General features: G+C 42.0%; 10 protein-coding genes. All 10 read right to left on the bottom strand.

Going from position 1 to position 19,349, the window contains the following annotated elements; all coding sequences use genetic code 11:
- Positions 1-140 precede the first annotated feature (140 nt).
- Positions 141-1,325, bottom strand: a complete 1,185-nt coding sequence (locus tag EWE74_RS14810) for a FecR family protein (RefSeq protein WP_130142287.1) — start codon at positions 1,323-1,325, stop codon at positions 141-143.
- An 87-nt stretch (positions 1,326-1,412) separates the two neighbouring features.
- Positions 1,413-2,003: an RNA polymerase sigma factor gene (locus EWE74_RS14805; protein ID WP_130142286.1), complete on the bottom strand. Its 591-nt coding sequence runs from the start codon at positions 2,001-2,003 to the stop codon at positions 1,413-1,415.
- 73 nt (positions 2,004-2,076) lie between these two features.
- Positions 2,077-3,237, bottom strand: a complete 1,161-nt coding sequence (locus EWE74_RS14800) for a glycoside hydrolase family 88/105 protein (protein ID WP_130142285.1) — start codon at positions 3,235-3,237, stop codon at positions 2,077-2,079.
- A 150-nt stretch (positions 3,238-3,387) separates the two neighbouring features.
- On the bottom strand, positions 3,388-3,834 hold the full coding sequence (locus EWE74_RS14795; RefSeq protein WP_130142284.1) for a PA2169 family four-helix-bundle protein: 447 nt from the start codon (positions 3,832-3,834) through the stop codon (positions 3,388-3,390).
- A gap of 94 nt (positions 3,835-3,928) precedes the next feature.
- Positions 3,929-5,413: a pectate lyase gene (locus tag EWE74_RS14790; protein ID WP_130142283.1), complete on the bottom strand. Its 1,485-nt coding sequence runs from the start codon at positions 5,411-5,413 to the stop codon at positions 3,929-3,931.
- A gap of 119 nt (positions 5,414-5,532) precedes the next feature.
- On the bottom strand, positions 5,533-7,071 hold the full coding sequence (locus EWE74_RS14785; protein ID WP_130142282.1) for a DUF4957 domain-containing protein: 1,539 nt from the start codon (positions 7,069-7,071) through the stop codon (positions 5,533-5,535).
- 19 nt (positions 7,072-7,090) lie between these two features.
- Entirely contained in the window at positions 7,091-8,896 is a 1,806-nt protein-coding gene (locus tag EWE74_RS14780; RefSeq protein WP_130142281.1) for a RagB/SusD family nutrient uptake outer membrane protein, read from the bottom strand.
- A 10-nt stretch (positions 8,897-8,906) separates the two neighbouring features.
- Positions 8,907-12,083, bottom strand: a complete 3,177-nt coding sequence (locus EWE74_RS14775; protein WP_130142280.1) for a SusC/RagA family TonB-linked outer membrane protein — start codon at positions 12,081-12,083, stop codon at positions 8,907-8,909.
- Positions 12,084-12,410: 327 nt separating this feature from the next.
- A complete protein-coding gene (gene acnA / locus EWE74_RS14770) occupies positions 12,411-15,137 on the bottom strand; it encodes an aconitate hydratase AcnA (protein ID WP_130142279.1) in 2,727 nt (908 codons plus the stop codon).
- 61 nt (positions 15,138-15,198) lie between these two features.
- Positions 15,199-19,197 carry a hybrid sensor histidine kinase/response regulator transcription factor gene (locus tag EWE74_RS14765; protein WP_130142278.1) on the bottom strand — a complete coding sequence of 1,333 codons (3,999 nt, stop codon included), beginning with the start codon at positions 19,195-19,197 and terminating at the stop codon, positions 15,199-15,201.
- Positions 19,198-19,349 lie beyond the last annotated feature (152 nt).

The raw sequence follows: 19,349 nt of genomic DNA, 5'->3' as shown, positions 1-19,349 counted from the left end.
ATTTCGTTATCAGGATAGCATACCAAAGCATTTGAGGGAGGTGTTACGAGCACTTCCCTTTTTGCTCATCGGTGACGCGATCGCTTAGGGCGGATTACATACCTTGGTTTTCATACGCTTCATTATTTTTGTTCCCGTGTTTAAATCCCTTGAATGACAAGTTTCCCGTCTTGCAGCTGAGTAGTCACGTCAAAACTTTGCTTTAAGAACTTTAAGAAGACAGAGAGCTTTACCCCGCGGCTCATTTTTCCACCCAACACGACATCAGGCACTCTACCTTGGTAAACGACATCCAGATCATACCATCTGCCGATTATCTTCATACATTCTTCCAGTCCCATCTCGTGTAAATCGATTACGCCTTCTTTCCAGGCTACAGCTCTGCTTACATCTACCTTCGCTTTGTACATTAGCTGATCTTCCATATTCCAGGAGGCCTGCTCATCAGGTAAGATCGACAAACTTCCTTTTGCTGTAGACAGTAGAAGTGCCCCCTCTACGAGGGTCGTCCTAAGCGATGTCTCATCCTGGTAAGCATTCACATTGAAAGAGGTACCAAGAACTTTAATCTCTTGTCCTTTTGATTTAACGATAAAAGGAAGTGCGGCATTCTTCTCCACTTCAAAATACGCTTCGCCGTTCAATTCCACTGTCCTGTCTCTCTTGCCATAACGCGCTGTATAGCTGAGCTGCGTCGCTGCATTCAACCAAATTCTTGTGCCATCGGGCATCACCACCGCATATTGTCCACCCCTAGGTGTTCGTAAACGTACTGTTGCAGAAGGATCATGGATAGCGATTTTCGCATCAGCTCCATCTTGGTATTGCACCTCCGAAGCGCCCAATATAATTCCAGCTTTACGACCATCCAATGCATGTTCCTCACCTCCGATTTCAAGAATCGCCTTATTGGATCCCGGCATGACGTCAGCAATAGCTGCCGTACGTGGTGTATTCCGTTCATCCGAAGCCTGCTGTGGAACTAAATACCTTAGCCCTAAAAAAGCCAGCAATACAGCAGCAGCGGCACCTATCATGCTCCACTTCCACAACCTCCGGTTACCATTTTGTCGTCGTTCGTATCTTTCTGATAGCTGCGTTTGCTCAATCTCCGCGATTAGGTTATGGTGGACAGCATGGATACGTTGCTGCATGTTTGGATGTGATAAGGATTCTTCTGTGTTGAGCAGCTCGTCCAGCAGCACCTGCACATGGTCTCGATCAGCCTGTCCGAGTAAATCGAAAAGTTCCGAAAAATCGCCAAATTCCAAACGATTTCCGATATATTCGCCCAACAGGTACTTCAGCCGTTGTTGATTTTCCACTTTGGTTTACATTTGGGTTTATAACTTCTGTTACTTTCCCTCTATACGCTCCCCAAAGAAAAACACACTAGAAAAAAATGATTTTTTTTAGAAAAAGAATATTGACCCGATTAAAAAAGACATAACAAACTCATTACCATAATATTTCGTAATGTATCTTTTAATATCTTTTATGGATGCCACTAGTTGATTACTTACACTTGATACCGATATTCCTAACATATCGGCCACTTCCTTATAACTTCTTTCCTCTAGTTTGCAGAGCTTGAGTATCTCTCTTTTTCTAGGGCTAAGGGTATCAATTGCTTCCTGAAGAATATGACCCGCTTCTTTGGAGTAGATTTTCTCCTCGGTGTGAAAATAATAATGTACAGATGCCGCCCATAGTTCCATTTGAACCGCCGCATCCCGTCGGCTTTTCCGAAAAAAATCAATGGAAATATTATCGGAAATCCGATTAAGAAAAGACACAAAGCCTTTGTCTGGATCAATTTCAGCACGCTTTGCCCACACTTTTAAAAACACCTCTTGAAGAATCTCGTCGGCTATATCCGGCTTTTTCACTAAACGCAGGATGCGGCCATAGATTTTCGGCGCGTATAAGAAATAAATACGGTTAAAAGCTTCTAGGTTTCCAGCCCGAAAATCGTTCAAAACGTCATTTTTTTCTTGCCACATCGTATTATTCTAACCAAGCCTATCGTTTAGTCCAATCGTCCAGATAACCTGCCCGAAGACTGATTTCACACACCTACCTATCCAATAAAACACTTGTCATGATGAAAGGTCCTATAGCTTTAGGATCATTATCTCGGATCGGTTCGGAAATATAGTATTCAAAACTTCCGTCTCTATAATTCTTTTCGCCCCCCAATCCTGCTACGGAACAACAATCGGTAATAGATAAAGAGCCATCCGCTTCTGTCTTCACGAATCGTTTTAAATATTCATCATAAGCTTGTCTCCCTTTCTTCAAATAACGCTTATCCAAATAGCCTTTTTGGGCGCCTTTGATCCAGGTATAGATAAACATAATAGATCCTGTCGATTCCAGATAATTCCCTTCTCTATCTCCTAAATCGGTAACTTGGTACCACATGCCTGTTGCCGGGTCTCTAAATTTTTCAATCGAAGCTGACAGTTCTTGTAGAATATGGATGACTGCTGGCCGATCTTTATGGTCTTCCGGTAAAAAATCCAAGACATCAACGATTGCCATCATATACCAACCTATACTGCGCGACCAAAAGTGTGGGGAAAGTCCTGTTTTGGGATCTGCCCAACGCTGTTGTCTGCTTTCATCCCACCCATGGAAATACAGGCCGGTTTGCGGGTCATACAAGTATTTCCGGACATCCACAATCTGCAAAGCGACATCATCAAATAGCGCTGCTTCATTATTTTCCTTTGCATATTGTGCTAAAAAAGGTCCTGCCATGTACAACCCATCCAGCCATACTTGATGCGGATAGACTTTTTTATGCCAAAAGCTCCCGTCTTTTGTGCGAGGATGCGTGCGCATCTGCTCCCGTTGATGATCCAGTGCGATCTTGAATCGCTCCTCTTTCGTTTTTGTCAAAATAGGGAAGAGAATTTTGCCGGTATTGACGCGGTCTATGTTATATTCCAACGGTTTATAGGTCTTGATCGTACCGTCAGCATTCACCATCGTATCTGCGTAATCATACACATAATCGTAATATTTTGCATTGCCCGTCTTATCATAAACTTGTAATATAGATTGCATCACCAAGCCGTGGCAATAGTTCCATTTCAACGTTTTTGAAAAATCAAGCATCCACGCTTCTGGATTACGTTTCATATCAGCATCCGCCATTTGAACATAGTTTTTTTGCCCAAAAGTTTGTAAGGTGAAAAAAACGGAAAATATCAATATGATTAACTTCTTCATCTAAACGAGGTTTATATTTATATTCGGTTTATTAATGCTTTTACAACAATAAGTATTTGATAAGTAAATACATAGGAAATGGCATAAAAAAACAGTGCAAACGTTGCCGGCAACGTTTGCACTGTTTTCATCGTTTACTATTAATAAGAACTAGCTAGCGCTATCGCGTAAAGCTTTAATCTTATCATGAGAGACGCGAATCTGCGCAGCCTGATCAAGGATAGTTTCTAACGCATGTCCGCTGACCTCCCCGCTATCCATTACTTTTTTATAAGCAGCTTTGATAGCATCCTCGCCGCGTTCGGCTTCTTCCAGAATACTCTTCCGATCTTTACCACCAAATAGGGCTTTCACATCGATCCAAGCGCGATGGATAGCTCCTGCTACGCTTTCGTCATCCTCATCTACTTCTGCCCCGTGCTGTTCTGCAAGCGCCGTAAGTTCTTGAGAAAAACGCTCACTTTCTGCTGCCGCTGCCGTAAAAATAACCTGAAGATCTGCATTTATAGGCTCTAAATCTTCTAGTGCTTTTCTAAATCCTAACGTACGGTCGTTATTGATTTCTATTAAATTTTTTAAGTGCTTTATCTCTTTCATAACATTTTTGTTTTGTGACTATATGATATGAACGCTTTAACAGGATAATAGTTTCTGGAAATACGTGTTGCATTTTTTTTACAAGAAATTGATGTTAATACAACCCTTCTACCAGACTATTGAAATACATTTCGATATTATCGTACACTTGGCTTAAATCTCTGCCGTTGGCATTCGGTGTATTCGGATCCAGTTTATTGGCCGTTTCCCACGCATCGGGCATACCATCTCCATCGGTATCCACTAAAGGTGCCGTTTGTACCAAAGTCGGCCAACCACCGACATCTGTTTGTGAATCGATAATACCCGGATAACCGGTTTTTGAACCATTATATGTCGCCGTTCCGTCCTTGACTTCTTTTACGACACGTTGATCTACTGCATCACGTTTATAGGACGCGCCTGCTTTTTCCAACACCTGTTCAAAAGCTTGTTCTGCTGTATGTTGTACGTTCAGCGGTTCAAAAGGAAAAGGTGTCGTTCTCTGCGCTTGTGCCGCAGAAACGCCGGAATCATAATCAACACCTCCTGCCCAATTGTTCATCGTCACATTCGCATTGCCAAATACATAATTGCCTTCGATAAAAAATACGCCATGCCCCGGACTATAGTCCGCATTATTTTCCTTTGATATCTGCATAATGCGTGTACTACGGTTAGTGGGTGTTGCTGGCCCCGGTTTGTAATAATTATTCACCATATTGTACTCTCCGTTTTCTCCGCCATAGGCCGAATTACCACGCCAGTTGTAGATCACATTATTACGGTAATCCACTTTATCAGCACCCACGGGGCTTAATCCTCCAGTGCCCGGACGGTTTCCACCATCAAAGCGAGGGTTACGGCTGTTATGGTGTGCCAACAGATTATGATGGAAAGAAGCTTCATGACCTCCCCATATACCCCCGTAACCGTGATCGTCTTTTTCGTGGAACGATTTGTTTAAGCTTTCTGCCAGGATACACCATTGCATCGTAAAATCTTTATTGGCATAGAAAGAGGAGCACTCATCAATTGACCAACTCATCGAACAGTGATCAATGACAATATTTTTCTGATAGCGTCCCCACAGCGCATCCTGTTCATTTTGGGTCAAGTCACCCATCCGAAAGCGTAAGAATCGGAGGATGACGTTATCCGCCGCGATGACCATTTCATGATCCTGAATGCAAATACCATCTCCCGGAGCCGTCTGTCCGGCAATGGTGATATCGCCATTACTAATACGCAACCTACTATTCAGTTTAATATTTCCGGAAACTTCAAAAACGATCATCCGCGGACCTGATTGCTCAATAGCAGCACGTAGACTTCCTGTACCTGCATCGTTTAAATTGGTCACCTTGATAACCCGGCCACCACGACCACCTGTTGTCATCTTGCCATAGCCATCTGCTCCGGGAAACGCTACAGCGGACTCTGTCTGTTCCGGTGGCGGATTTTCTTTCTCTTCTTTTTCTATCACAGGCTCTTCCGTTTTTGGCGTGTCTTTTCCGCAACCTATGGTTGCCCACAGTAGACATATTCCAATCCATGGAAATACAATATTTTTTATTCGAAAGTTTATATTATTTCTCATCGGTATATCATTATTAGTTCACTCCACCAACTTGCTTTGAACGTGGCGATACAATTAGATCGATATATTTTAAAAGAGCCGCATCGATCAGTGATGCGGCTCTCTCAGCCTTTTATAGGTTATCGCCAGCGCGCGGCGCCTATTCCATTGAGCTTTAGGTCTTCATTACTGATCGTAAAGTTACCTTCACTAGGATTAGCAAAACCAGGATCGAGGGTTGTGTAGGAGCCTATGTCCGTTTTGACATTACTCGTGCTACTGTTATAATAAGCTGGAGCATTATAATAGTTGTTCCCAGACATACTGGTTAACGTCGTGGCACTTTGATTTGTATGCATTCCTTCTGAAGCAGCAACAATATTATTCGTAAATGTAATCTGATGATTCGTCAAGCGGATATACAAGAACCTACCTGCACTTCGATTATTGACATTATAAAAAGTGTTATTTCTGAAATTTAATAGACTGGTGACGGAAGGGAAATTGTTTGACCCGTTAACATCCATTCTGAAAAAATCCCGGACATTACCTGAATTATACACCGTATTATTATTAAAATCCAATACATCAGTAATACCTTCTCTAAAGTCAATAAACTCACCCCCGTCGCATCTTATATTATAAATCACGTTGTTTTGGATAAGTGTACGCTGAATCCGAGCAGCCGTGCTGACGTATATCAAACCTTTGTGGTAATTATATATCTCACAATTTTCAATTTCTAAGCTCCCGTATGTGCCCGCGCTATATATAATGGTTTGATTACTATCTTTCGCTCCGGTACCGTCCAATATCAGATTCTCCAAAGACAACGATGCACCCAAACTTATGCGCAAAACAGCTCCTTTTAGTACAGGTCTATCGGCCGGTTTGGCCGCTTTTATAGAGATACTGGTTGATATAGTTAAATCTTGGAGAGCATATTCGCCAGGCATCAATGCAAAAACGTCTCCATCATTTGCATTAGCAATTAAATTGGTCAAATTGTCTGTCGGCTCCACTGCAATGGCATCCCCCAGATCTAATATGGTTCGGAATGATACGGTTCCGCGTGTTCGTCCTTCATACAGTAGTCTAGCCGTATAGTCTGTTTCGGGTGTTAACCCTGTGATTTGTGCCGCACCAGTAGCTATATCCTCTGCGGTTACTGTATATTGTATATTCCCCGGTTCCACGACAATTTGGGCGGCAACTTCACCGGGCGTCCAACGCAATGTAACGGCTGTAGCTTCTATTTCATTGATATCTACCTCTTGGAATATCTGCTCGGTATCGGTCGTAAACGTAGCACTGATCCATTTTGACTCACGGATTTCTTCGCCAATACCCTGTACACGAACATAATAAATTGTCTCACCTTCCAGCCCGGAAATCGTATACGGAAGCTGGTCCATCGTAATACCATCGGCTGTTGCTGCCGCCGTTCCGGAAAATTCCGCATTATCGAAAATTTCAATGTTATACGATTGCGCATTACTTACGCGTCTCCAATTCAACCGAACATTTGTACGATTTACTACCTGAGCTGTCAACTCTGTTGGCGACAATGTCTGATCAAGATTCAGCTCGGTAATTTCTTGTAAAAGGTTTTCCTTACAGGAAGATAACCCCAGTCCCACCATCATGGCGGAAAACCATATTATATATCTAAATTTCATGATTTCAACATCTTTAAGGTTAATTTAAATGATCGTTATTCAATAATCCGTTAGAATTTTCGATAAAAAACTGCCATATCGGCCAATACTGCTGCTTATTCGGATCTTTACCCGGGTAAACCAACGCGTTCCAAAAAGAAGTCTGATCATTGCTCGAGACCATTGTCCAAGTTTTACTCGATTCATAGCCCAGTGCAGCGCCTACAGCATCCGTATCTCCAAAGTCTAACCCATAAATGGTGATCGTCTCATCATCATCATTTGTCTGATAGTAAATCTTTTCTGGAAGATCGGCATACTTTCCAGTCCGGTTTTCCAATTGCTCCAGTTTTTCTTTAGCTTCAGCCAGTTTCGTACCAAGCAAGTTCCAACGGATAAGATCCCCTTTACGTAACATCTCTCCGGTAAACTCTAGAGCTCTTTGATCAACGATAGCATCAAAGAATGTCGCTTTTGACACCGTTGCTTCTGCCAATAGGCTTTCTGCTTTCGTAGCATTTGTTGGAAAGGCCCGATCCAGTATCATTTTCAAATAAGGTGCCGCTGCTTGCGGACCATCCAGCTCATTAATAGTCTCTGCCGCCATCAATACTACATCCGCATAACGCATATACATCCAGTTTAAACCATCGTCATTGGTAGAGGTCACGCGTCTCCCCATCCATTCATACCGGTATTTGCCAAAAAATAGACGCCCTAAGGAAGAAGGCACCTGAAACGCCCCGGCATCAGCCACTTCACCCGCACGATCCCACTCATAAGGAACAACGGAGACGAAACGTCGTGCATCATCTTTATCAAACTCGTACAGCATAATCGGATTCGGGCCTACGGTACCGCCACGGTTCTGTCCGGTATACTGATTCGTCTTTAAATGCCTAACACCTAAATCAAAAATAACGCGCCCACGCCCCTCAGAAAAGGGGATTTCCCACATGGATTCACCACCTGCCGCTAAATTTTCTTGGTTAAAGCGACGAAAGGTTTCTTCAAATCCTAATAATCGCTGTGTGTTACTATTAATAATATCCAGACACTCCTGTTTAGCCAAAGCATACATTTTTTCTTTGGAAAGATCCGGATCTCCACTCAAACGTACCGTTCCATCCAGCCGTTGTGCATACCCTCCTGCGGCTAATGCCAATCTTGCCCGAAGTCCTTTGGCAAAGGATTTGCTCGCATGCTCTACAGAGGATGTTTTGGAAGATTCATTCGGCCAAGGCAATAAATTAGCGGCCTCTTCCAGATCTGCTAATAATTGTTTGTAGATCGTATCCCGATCTGCTCGCGGCAAATACGTCGTCTCCGTGACGATAGGCTCGAAACGCGCTGGAACATCGCCCCATCCCTTTATCAGGTCATTGTACAGTACTGCGCGAAGCACAAGAACTTCACCTAATATTTGTGCCATTTGTGGATCTGCTTCCACATTTCCATAAGTCCGCAAACCTCGTATGGCCATATTTGCTCGCTCAATGCCCTCGTAAAATTTTGCATAGGCATTATTGTCTGTATTCATTTGTCCATTGTCGAAATTTGAGTTATAGTTACTCAATCGTGACTTATCGTCGTCAATGGCTTTGAGGGAACTGTTCACTTCCACATCTGTATTGGTGCCGTAAAAAACCAGATAGCGCCCGCGGTAGGAATTGGTCTCGCCGAAGGATTGAAGTATTCCCGGAACAACTCCTTCCGCTAGAGCAGGTGACGAGAAAATAACGGACTCGTCCATGGAAGATTTTGTCGGTGCTTCTAATATATCTTTACAGGCTGTTACCGATAAAACTGTTGCTGCCAAAACGGCTATGTTTATAATTCGCTTCATCTCTTTCAAATTAAAAATTTACATTCAAACCAAATACAAAGGATCTGCTTTTCGGATAGGCCGAATAATCTACACCCGGTGTAAGCTGTGTTCTCCGTCGTGTGGAGACTTCAGGGTCAAAACCACTATAATTAGTAAACAATAGGAGGTTGTAGCCTGACGCATATATCCGCAGATTCTGCATTTTTAGTTTCGAAGAAATAGACTGCGGTAGTGTGTAACCAATGGTTGCAGTCGAAAGGCGCAAGAACGAACCATCTTCCACCGCCCAGTCCGTAAAGGTGAATGACCGTGTATACGGCGACCACATCGTCGTATTCGCATTCATCGCTTCCAGCTCTGCAGGATCATTACTGATTGTGCCGTCCGGGCGAAGATTCGTCCAACGCGAACCGCTTGCTACTTCACCGATCATGTTGCGGGAATTATACTGGCTGGTTGACGTATATTCGATTTTATTGGCGTTATAGATGTTATTACCATAACTCCAAGTAAAATACGTCGCCAAATCAAAGTTGTAGATACGGGACATGATTGAAAAACCTCCGGTATGCAATGCGTTTGCATTTCCAATGATAGTCCTGTCCGCGACGCTGATTCTACCATCTCCATCTATATCTTTTATTTTCATGGAACCCGGACGAATTAAACCAATTAACTCTCTTCCATCTGCCACCCCTTCTTTTAAAATCCACTGATTCGAAGCTGCATCATACCTGTCGAAATCAGCAACTTCATATCGCCCATCGCTTTGGTAGCCGTACATATGCCCAATAGGGGAGCCGACTTCCACCATATAGTCTGTTCCTATCGCTGTAGATGCCCAACCAGAGGTTCCCGGAATATTTTCAATGGAACCTAAGCTCAATACCTTATTTCGGTTAAAGGCTATATTCGCACTCATCGATAGATCGAAGTTTGTTTTCTGCACCACTGTTCCGTTCAACGTAAATTCAAGTCCTTTGTTTTGCGTATTGCCCAAGTTACGGTATTGTATGTCATAGCCTGTTCCACCAACCGGAAAAGCAATGAGTAAGTTTTTTGTTTCGTTGAGATAGGCATCTACTGTTCCGCTTAAGCGACCTTTCCATAACGTAAAATCTAAACCCATATTCCGAGTTACCGTGGTTTCCCATTTCAGATCGGGGTTCGCCATTGTTTTGGAGGCTGCCCAATAATTGTTATAACCATTGACCCAATTCGTTGTCGAATTGTTAAAAACCTGCACCAGCAAGCCGGGAGGAATACGGTTGTTACCGGCAGATCCGTAACTCGCCCGAAGTTTCATGTCGGTTAACCACGTTTTTGCATCCGATAAGAATTCCTCATCAGATAGACGCCAAGCTCCGGATACAGATGGAAAATATCCCCATCTATTCTCTGCTGAAAATTTAGAAGAGCCGTCTGCGCGGAAAGTCGCACTCAACAAATATTTCCCTCTAAAATCATAATTTGCACGACCAAAGAACGACAAAAGCTTCTCATCCGGAGAGAAATTATTATCCACAGAATTAGCAACGCCCTGAGTTGTCAATTTCCGTGCATCTTCAAAAGAGAAGGTTTCTGGGAAATTGTGAATAGAATTTGTCAAAATTTGATTCTCAGTTAATAAATACTCTTGCCCCGCCATTACATTCAACTTATGGTCCTCGCCCAAAAGCTCATCCAACGTATATGTTGCCGTATTCGTATTCCGCCATCCGTTCCGGTTTGTATTGGTCAATATCAACGCTGGCTTATCTTGATAATCTGCCGCCGGGACATTGCGTACATAATAGGTTGTACCCCCGTAGAAACGATCCTGATCGTTACGGTAGTTATCATAACCAAACTCGGAACGTAAACGGAGGCTAGGAAGCACCTGATAGGAGAGAGCTGCATTTAAGTTTACCGTTTTCCGTCTGTAATATTGATCGTTATCGGAAATGGCCACAATTGGGCTGTATAGATTAAAGTCGTCATCTGTTTCGGTCGTTGTGGTTAGGCCTGCTACCGGAAACGGTGGATATAACATGGCATACTTCAATCGGGAATCAGCCGAAGAGACTTCGTTCTGCTCGTTCATCCCTCCACCGTTAACCTGAGTATCCGAATAACGTGCGCCGATATCTAATGTTAAACCATCGTATAACTTATGATTGAGTTTAAAATTCGCATTGTGGCGCTGAAAATCCGACATCTGCATAATCGCCCGGTCTTTTACAAAGCTGTGGCTCACGCTAAACCGCGTTTTTTCTCCGCCACCGCTGAGGTTCAAGTTCTGATTATATGTCGTTCCTGTCCTTCCAAATATAATCTCCTGCCAATCATTCGGCTCGACATCCGCATAAAGATCTATATCCTGATAATTTCCAAAATACCGTGTATAGTTTTCCGGTTTATTTGCTAAAAGAGAATGCTCATATTGCCAAGTAACGTAGTCTAGCGGAGACAACACATCAAGCTTATTGGCTAAGTTTCGGGAACCGGTAAACACATTGAAGCTGATTGCGGTCTTTCCGGACTTGCCACCTTTGGTCGTAACGAGAATCACCCCATTCGCCCCGCGGGCACCGTATATCGCTGTAGAGGAAGCGTCCTTTAAGATATCGATAGACTCGATATCCTGCGGCGCAATGTCGGCGATAGAGCTAACCGGGAAGCCATCCACAATATACAGAGGCGCATTATCTTGCGTTATCGAGCCTCCGCCACGTACGCGGACGGTCAGTTCCGCATCGGGAGAACCTTCTGTTGTATTAATATTCAGACCTGCCACACGACCCTGTATAGCCTCTAATGCAGAAGACACCGGTGCAGCAGTGATGGTTTTTGCGTCCACGGAAGCAACTGCTCCGGTTAAGTCCCTCCGCTTCACGGTACCATAACCGATCACAACCACTTCGTCCAAACCGGCTGCATCGACTTGCATCGTCACCGTAACGTTGTTGTTGCCTTGCACGGCTTGTTCTTGCACGACATACCCCACAGAAGTAAATACAAGCACATCACTTCCAGTCGAAACAGCAATGGTGTAATAGCCATTTTCGTCTGTACTGGTTTGTTGACTCGCGCCTTTCACTTTTACCGTTACCCCAGGCATCGGTTTTCTGTCTTCGTCATACACCGTACCGGTAATATTACGCTCTTGTGCAAAAGCAGCGTGAACGAAGAAAAGCATCAGCAATAAAGCTTTAAATATCCTCATGATAATTGTTAATAAATGATTAAACTGGTTACTAATTATAAGAACGATAATCTCTTGTTAGATTATAATACTTTGCATTTCTTTGTGGATTGTTAACGGTTCAATTGGTGTCATCATCAGAATCTCTCTCATCGACAACTTATGTTTATATCTTGTTAGCGTTAATATCCTATTACAATTATAAGGTAATACAGGTAGTAAAGAGCAATAAATATAAAATAAAAACCACGCAAACGTTGCCGGCAACGTTTGCAGGACAGTACAGGACAGCTGTTCGTAACGATTTTTTCAAAACAAACAGCTTCGAAAATATTCTGGAAGGTGCTCCTAGCGGCTTAAATAGCTCCGCAAAACATAGTGGAGAATACCGCCATGTTTGAAATATTCGACATCGATATCTGAATCTAACCGGGCTCTGGCGTCAAATTCAATCGCTTCGCCCGATGCCCTTACCGCACTTACTTTTACCATCTTAAATGGTTTCAAATCGCTCGCCACACCCGTTATACTGATCTCTTCTTCTCCTGTTAACCCCAGTGATGCTGCACTCTCGCCAGATGGAAATTCTATCGGAAGTATCCCCATTCCTACCAGATTGCTTCTATGGATTCGTTCAAAACTTTCAGCGATCACTGCGCGAATACCTAATAAGCTGGAACCCTTCGCTGCCCAGTCTCTGGAGGAACCGCTTCCGTAATCTTTGCCAGCTAAAACAACTAAGGGTGTCTCGTCTGCTTGATATTTCATGGCCGTATCGAATACGGTCAGGGTTTCCTTGGTCGGAAAATAGGTCGAATAACCACCTTCTCGATCGGTAATCTTGTTTCGGATACGCACATTCGCAAATGTTCCTCGCATCATGACTTCGTGATTCCCCCGTCGTGAACCGTATGAATTAAAGTCTTTCTTTTCGATTCCTTTGCTCAAAAGATACTTTCCTGCAGCGCTTTCCTCATTAAAAGAACCAGCCGGCGAAATGTGATCAGTTGTTACAGAATCACCTAAATACAGCAGAACACGCGCATTCTCGATTTCTGTGAGCGGCGATGGCTCGGTAGGCATATCCTTAAAGAATGGAACTTCCCTAATATATGTAGAATTGTCGTCCCAAATAAATTCGTGGCCTTCAGGAGCCTCGAGCCTTTTCCAAATGTCATCACCATCAAAAATCACATCATATACCTCTTTAAAATCTTCCTTTCGCATCGCCTCTTTGATCGTTTGGTTGATCTCCTCTTGCGTAGGCCAGATATCCTTTAAATAAACCGGATTTCCATTCGGATCATACGATAAGGGGTCTTGCATGAGATTCACATCAACACGGCCAATAAGCGCATAGGCAACAACCAGCATAGGAGACATTAAGAAATTCATTTTCACCTGGGGATGAACCCGTGCTTCGAAGTTCCTATTTCCTGAAAGTACCGAGGCTACGACCATCTCGCTATTATCGACCGCCTCTGCAATATGCGTTGGTAATGGACCACTATTACCGATACATGACGTACATCCATAACCCACGGTATGAAACCGCAACGCTTCCAAATCGGTGGATAAACCCGAGCGTTCTAAATATTTTGTAACAACCTTCGATCCGGGTGCTAAACTTGTTTTTACCCAGGATCTGGTGCGAAGCCCCTTTTCTACGGCTTTTTTGGCCACTAAGCCTGCACCTATCATCACACTGGGATTTGATGTATTTGTACAACTGGTAATTGCTGCAATAACGATACTACCATCGCTTAACCGGTATTCGCCATTTTTTAATTTGATTTTCACACTTCGAAGATCGGTGGTTTCTGTTGCCAAAGTTTCTTTATGTTCATCCGTAGCCTCTTGGACAAACTGTGTCCCCGATCCTCCTTCATTTAACCAAGCATGCTCGCGACGGTCGTCAAAGGCAACGTAGTTTCGTTGAAAATCTTTATCAAGGATAGTCCTGAAGGAGGCATGAAGGTCTTTGACAAGAATCTTATCTTGCGGCCTTTTCGGGCCTGCAACAGTTGGCTCTAACGTGTTTAGGTCTAGTTCTACAACCTTGGAGTATTCGATTTCTTCGTCTCCCGTACGCCAGAGCATATTTTCCTGACAGTATTCCCGTACTAAATTAATCTGTTCCGGCGATCGGTTGGTCCGTTCCATGTAGTCAAGCGTCTGATTATCTATCGGAAAATACGTTACGGTACATCCAAATTCCGGAGACATGTTAGAGATCGTTGCCCGATCGGTAACGGTCAAATGATCTAAACCATCTCCGAATACTTCCACGAATTTACCGACCACACCAGTCTCCCGCAATATTTTGGTTATGGACAATACCATATCCGTAGCGGTACATCCGGCGGGAATTTCGCCGGTGAGCTTGAGACCGATAACCTGAGGGCAGGTAAAGTATACGGGTTGCCCCAGCATCGCTGCTTCCGCTTCTATACCGCCAACACCCCAACCGAGAACACCGATACCATTAACCATAGGCGTATGTGAATCGGTTCCGACCAACGTATCGGGAAATGCCCAACCCTCTCGCTCTACAACACCTTTTGCTAAATACTCGAGATTGACTTGGTGACAAATGCCCATTCCTGGCGGAACTACCGTCAGGCTGGCCAAACCCTGTTGCGCCCATTTTAATAATTGGTACCGCTCCGCATTTCGCTCATATTCCAGTTTCACATTTTCCTGATAGGAATAATCTGTCCCGAAATAATCTACTTGCACAGAATGATCAATAACGAGGTCAACTGGTATTGCAGGATTAATCTTCGCGCCATCTCCCCCCCTTCGTACAAATTCCGCCCGGATAGACGTAATGTCAACAACCGCCGGCACACCCGTAAAGTCTTGCATCAACACCCTTGCCGGCTTGAAAGCAATGTCTTTATCCGTCCCCGAGGCATCCCAGTTAACAAGCGTATCCTGATGATCATCCGTAACCGCAAAGCCATCGTGATTGCGCAAAACATTTTCCAGCAAAATCCGAATAGAGAATGGAAGTCTATGGATATTCTTACCACTTTCTTGAAGCTTTTTAAGTGAGGCTATTTTCTGTGTCATGATGTATGGGTTATTTCTCTCTTATGGGATAAAACCCCATTTAACAAATATTGTTTAGATCTTACTCCTTTCTTTTGTAACGCAATGGTGTCTGCCCATAATACTTTTTAAATACACGGCTAAAATAATTGGGGTCGCTATACCCACAATGATAAGCAACCTCATTAATGGGCATATCATTTTCGAGCATAATAATAGCTTTTTTAAGACGGTACTCATTCAAAAGCTCGGTTGCATTTTTATCCAGAATCCGTTTCAGGTTTAAATGTAATGATGTTCTGCTTGTATTCAATTCATTTGCAATATCTTCAATAGTTAGCATTGGATTAGCAAATTCCTTTTCGAGGATTTCACTTAATCTTGACAAAAACTCCTGATCTTTATTGTTACTCGGGAGTGTGTCGCCTTTAAAAGCGCTTAAATTAATAACATGTTCGCGCAACTTAACCCTTGATTCAACCATGTTGTTGACCAACAATTCCAGCTCTTTTAGATTAAACGGTTTACTTACATACGCATCTGCACCCACATCCAATCCATCAATTTTAATATTTTCTATACTACTATCTGAAAGCAGGATTACGGGAATATAGTTGAATCTTTCATCACTTTTCAACCAATTACAAAGTTCGATCCCATCCATTTTAGGCATTTTCACGTCACTTATAATAATATCAGGAGGTGTTTTATTAATTTTCTTTATCGCGAGCGATCCGTTTGATGCATTTACTACTTCGTAATGACGAGAAAAATGCTTAGATAAAAATGTCATTAACTCTCTATTATCCTCTACAATAAGTAATGTATATTTCGTTTTTGCTTCCTTGCTTATCGAGGCCACATCTACGGGTTTTTCTTGTTTAACGGGAGCAGCCTTTTCCGGAGACTCGGAGATCTGGTCGGTTTTTGAAACATGATCCAAGCGTATGAGAACAGGCAACGTTATTTCTATGGAGGTTCCTTTGTCTTGTACACTTTTAACATGAATTGTTCCATTAAGATACTTTACAAGGCTGTCAACAAGAGCAAGCCCAATACCGCTACTTTCCGTATCTGTTTTATTGGCTCCTGATTTATAAAAGGGGTTAAAAATATTTTTAAGCGCTGTTGGAGACATCCCTCGCCCGGTATCATTTACACGTATGGTAACTAATTGCTGTGCATCGTTCCGCTCATCAAAATCAAGCGCGACGTCGATACTGCCTGTTGATGTATTTTTCATCGCATTAGAAAGGATATTGAACAATATCTTCTCTATTTTATCTTGATCAAAGTAGCATTCCAACAATGGTTTAGTGGAAACGAAGGTTAAATCAATGTTCTTTTTAATAGCTATTGTTTCGAAATGACAGGTGGCCTTTTTAACAAAGTCAACCATATCTGATTTTGAAAGATTAATCGACGCATGGTCGGATTCTATTTTTCTAAACTCCATCAACTGCTGGATAAGTTTAAACAGGATTGAGGCATTGCTTTTGACCGTAGATAATTCGGTACTTTTTTTAAACTCGGAACTCGTATTCTCCAGAAATTTATCGATGGATGCCAGGATAAGGGTTAGTGGTGTTTTAAACTCATGCGAAATAAAGGTGAAAAAGTTAAGCCTATGCTGTGTCAGCTCCTTCATTTTCTCTTTTTCAACGCGTTCCAGTTGGATTTCTACTTTCTTATGGTCAAGAAATTTAACAAACTTCGTATACATCCATATCACAGCAACAACCAATAAAAAGTATACAAAATAGGCGAAATGGCTCCGATAGAATGGAGGAGCTACATAAATTTCTATCGTCCTTTCTGCGCTTCGGGCAAGACCGGCGGCGTTTAAAGCTTTGATGTGGAACACATAGTTTCCTGGCGACAAATTCGTATAGGTGACGCTATTTTTATCTCCTACATAGTTCCATTTATCTTCAAACCCTTCTAGGTAATAGGCATACGCTGTGCTCCCGGGATTAGCATAGTTTATGGCTGCGTAACTTATCGTAAACACATTCTGATTGTAAGCCAGCTTTATTCTTTTGGTATCATTTATCTGATTTTCTAGAATGGCAGACTCCTGCGGGACGAGACTTTTATTAAACAACTGAAAGTCGGTAAACATGAGTGGCAGTGATGTGTGATTATTCTCTACGGTCGAGGGATCGAAAAAGCACAAGCCATTTATACTTCCGAAATACAACATGCCGTTACTACTTTTTAAATAGGATTTAAAATTAAACTGATTGGATGACAACCCATGTTTACTATCGTAAGTTGTGAATTTGTTGGTCTTCGGATCTAGCCTGGAAATCCCGCGATTTGTCGTAAGCCAAATAATACCCTCCTTGTCTTCCAGTATTCCATATACGTTATTGTTCGGCAAACCGTCTTCGATCGTATAACTTCTAAATTCATTTTGTTCCGGATTATAAAGACATACGCCTCCGTCTAGCGTGCCAAACCATAACTGCTGCTTACGGTCTTGGTAAACACTGATAATTTGGTTGCTTAACAAGCTAGGATTATCACCAGTGGCCGTATAATTTATTAAGCTATCGGTAACTGGATCATATTTATAAATCCCATTATATCGGGTGCAAAACCACACATTGCCCTTTTTATCTTCGATAATATCATAAATAAATAAATTCCCCATAATTTGGGGTTTGAATAGTTTGAATAATTTAGACTGGTAATCAAAAATATTCAAACCGTATTGCGTACCTACCCACAATATACCTCTAGAATCTCTGTAAATAGCATATATACCATTGTTAGACAATGACTGGATATTTTCTCTCTTTGAAGTATAAACTGTTGTCGTGTTTTTTTTTGTATCAAATTGATGTAAGCCACCTAAAAATGTACCTACCCAAATATTTCCATAGCCATCATCGTGAATAGCGTGAACATTATTTGTTGTTAAATAAAACGGAGAACTATTCTTATTTATATACTGAAAAGATTCATCCAAGATATTGTAGATGGTAATACCACCATCTTCGGTTCCTATCCACATTCTTTTTTCATCGTCTTCCATCAATTGGCTGATAGCTTTTCCAGATAGTCCTTTCTCTTTGTCATTAGCTCTTATACTTTTAAAACCATAAGAACTGGAAGGTATATAATTTACGCCCCCAAAATAAGTTCCTATCCATACAGAACCATCTTTAGCGAGATAGGTAGAATAAATGGCATTATCGTTTAGCTTTTCGGAATCGTTAGCAAAAGATTGGTGAAAGCTTTCAGAATATCCAGTCCTTATATCGTAGATATATAAACCCTCCTCTGTACCAATATATAGCATGTCTTTATCTCCAGATACCGATCTGACAGTATTGTTTTCAGGAGTTTCTATTACGGTGAATTTTAGTTTAGAAAAGCGTTGATTTATCCTATCGTACTTCAAAAGCCCTTTGTTGGTGGCAACCCAGATATTCCCCTGTTTATCTTTATAGAGATCGAAAATATCGTTCACATTGGCAAATTCAGGCAGGGAAGCCGTGTCAAATATTTTCTGTACGTTTCCTTCCCCATCAATTATGCTTAACGAATTTCCTATTGCTAATAAAAGGCTATCATCAGAAATAGCACACATTGCCTTTAGATAACTCTTCCTGTCGCTTATACGTTTAGATGCGTTACCTGATAATTTATAAACTCCGTCTGATGTACCAATATATAGATGATCATTTTGCAGAAGAAGAAACAACACATTAAGTTGATGAGGAAAAGCACTACTCCTTTCAAGATTATCTTTTTTGGAATTATAAATATAAAGACCATTATCTGTACCGACATATAATAAAGATTTATAACTGCAAAGCGAACTTATTTTATTGGTAGAACCGCCGATTTTAGAACTTGATATATAGTAATTTTTAACTTGATAACTATCATACCGGTTAAGGCCTTCCCGCGTACCAAACCACATGAACCCATTTTCATCTTGCGTAATGGCATAAACGGTATTGTGAGACAATCCATGATTAGAGGTGATTTTTCTAAAATGGATATCCTGACCAAATACACGGACAGCAATACAAAGCAGCAAAAAAACAATAAGGCTAGCGTACTTCATCGTTTTATCAATTAGTTTAGGCTAATTTCTAAATTAAAATCCGTAATCCTACATATCGCTGCTGTTAACAGCATATTTATAAACAACAATCCTCAATATTTTAACCTGTGTGCTATTCGTAAAAATATTTTTATACTAACATTGCTTCTGTA

This window comes from Sphingobacterium corticibacterium (assembly GCF_004208525.1).
Lineage (GTDB): Bacteria > Bacteroidota > Bacteroidia > Sphingobacteriales > Sphingobacteriaceae > Sphingobacterium > Sphingobacterium corticibacterium.
The sequence above is the reverse complement of the archived record's forward strand: the minus strand, read 5'-3'. Positions and strand labels throughout refer to the sequence as shown.

Excerpts from the sequence above, each read along its gene's own strand:
- EWE74_RS14795 (WP_130142284.1), bottom strand. The coding sequence starts at position 3,834 with ATGAAAGAGATAAAGCACTTAAAAAATTTAATAGAAATCAATAACGAC.
- EWE74_RS14775 (WP_130142280.1), bottom strand. The coding sequence starts at position 12,083 with ATGAGGATATTTAAAGCTTTATTGCTGATGCTTTTCTTCGTTCACGCT.
- EWE74_RS14785 (WP_130142282.1), bottom strand. The coding sequence starts at position 7,071 with ATGAAATTTAGATATATAATATGGTTTTCCGCCATGATGGTGGGACTG.
- EWE74_RS14790 (WP_130142283.1), bottom strand. The coding sequence starts at position 5,413 with ATGAGAAATAATATAAACTTTCGAATAAAAAATATTGTATTTCCATGG.
- EWE74_RS14800 (WP_130142285.1), bottom strand. The coding sequence starts at position 3,237 with ATGAAGAAGTTAATCATATTGATATTTTCCGTTTTTTTCACCTTACAA.
- EWE74_RS14805 (WP_130142286.1), bottom strand. The coding sequence starts at position 2,003 with ATGTGGCAAGAAAAAAATGACGTTTTGAACGATTTTCGGGCTGGAAAC.
- acnA (WP_130142279.1), bottom strand. The coding sequence starts at position 15,137 with ATGACACAGAAAATAGCCTCACTTAAAAAGCTTCAAGAAAGTGGTAAG.
- EWE74_RS14765 (WP_130142278.1), bottom strand. The coding sequence starts at position 19,197 with ATGAAGTACGCTAGCCTTATTGTTTTTTTGCTGCTTTGTATTGCTGTC.
- EWE74_RS14780 (WP_130142281.1), bottom strand. The coding sequence starts at position 8,896 with ATGAAGCGAATTATAAACATAGCCGTTTTGGCAGCAACAGTTTTATCG.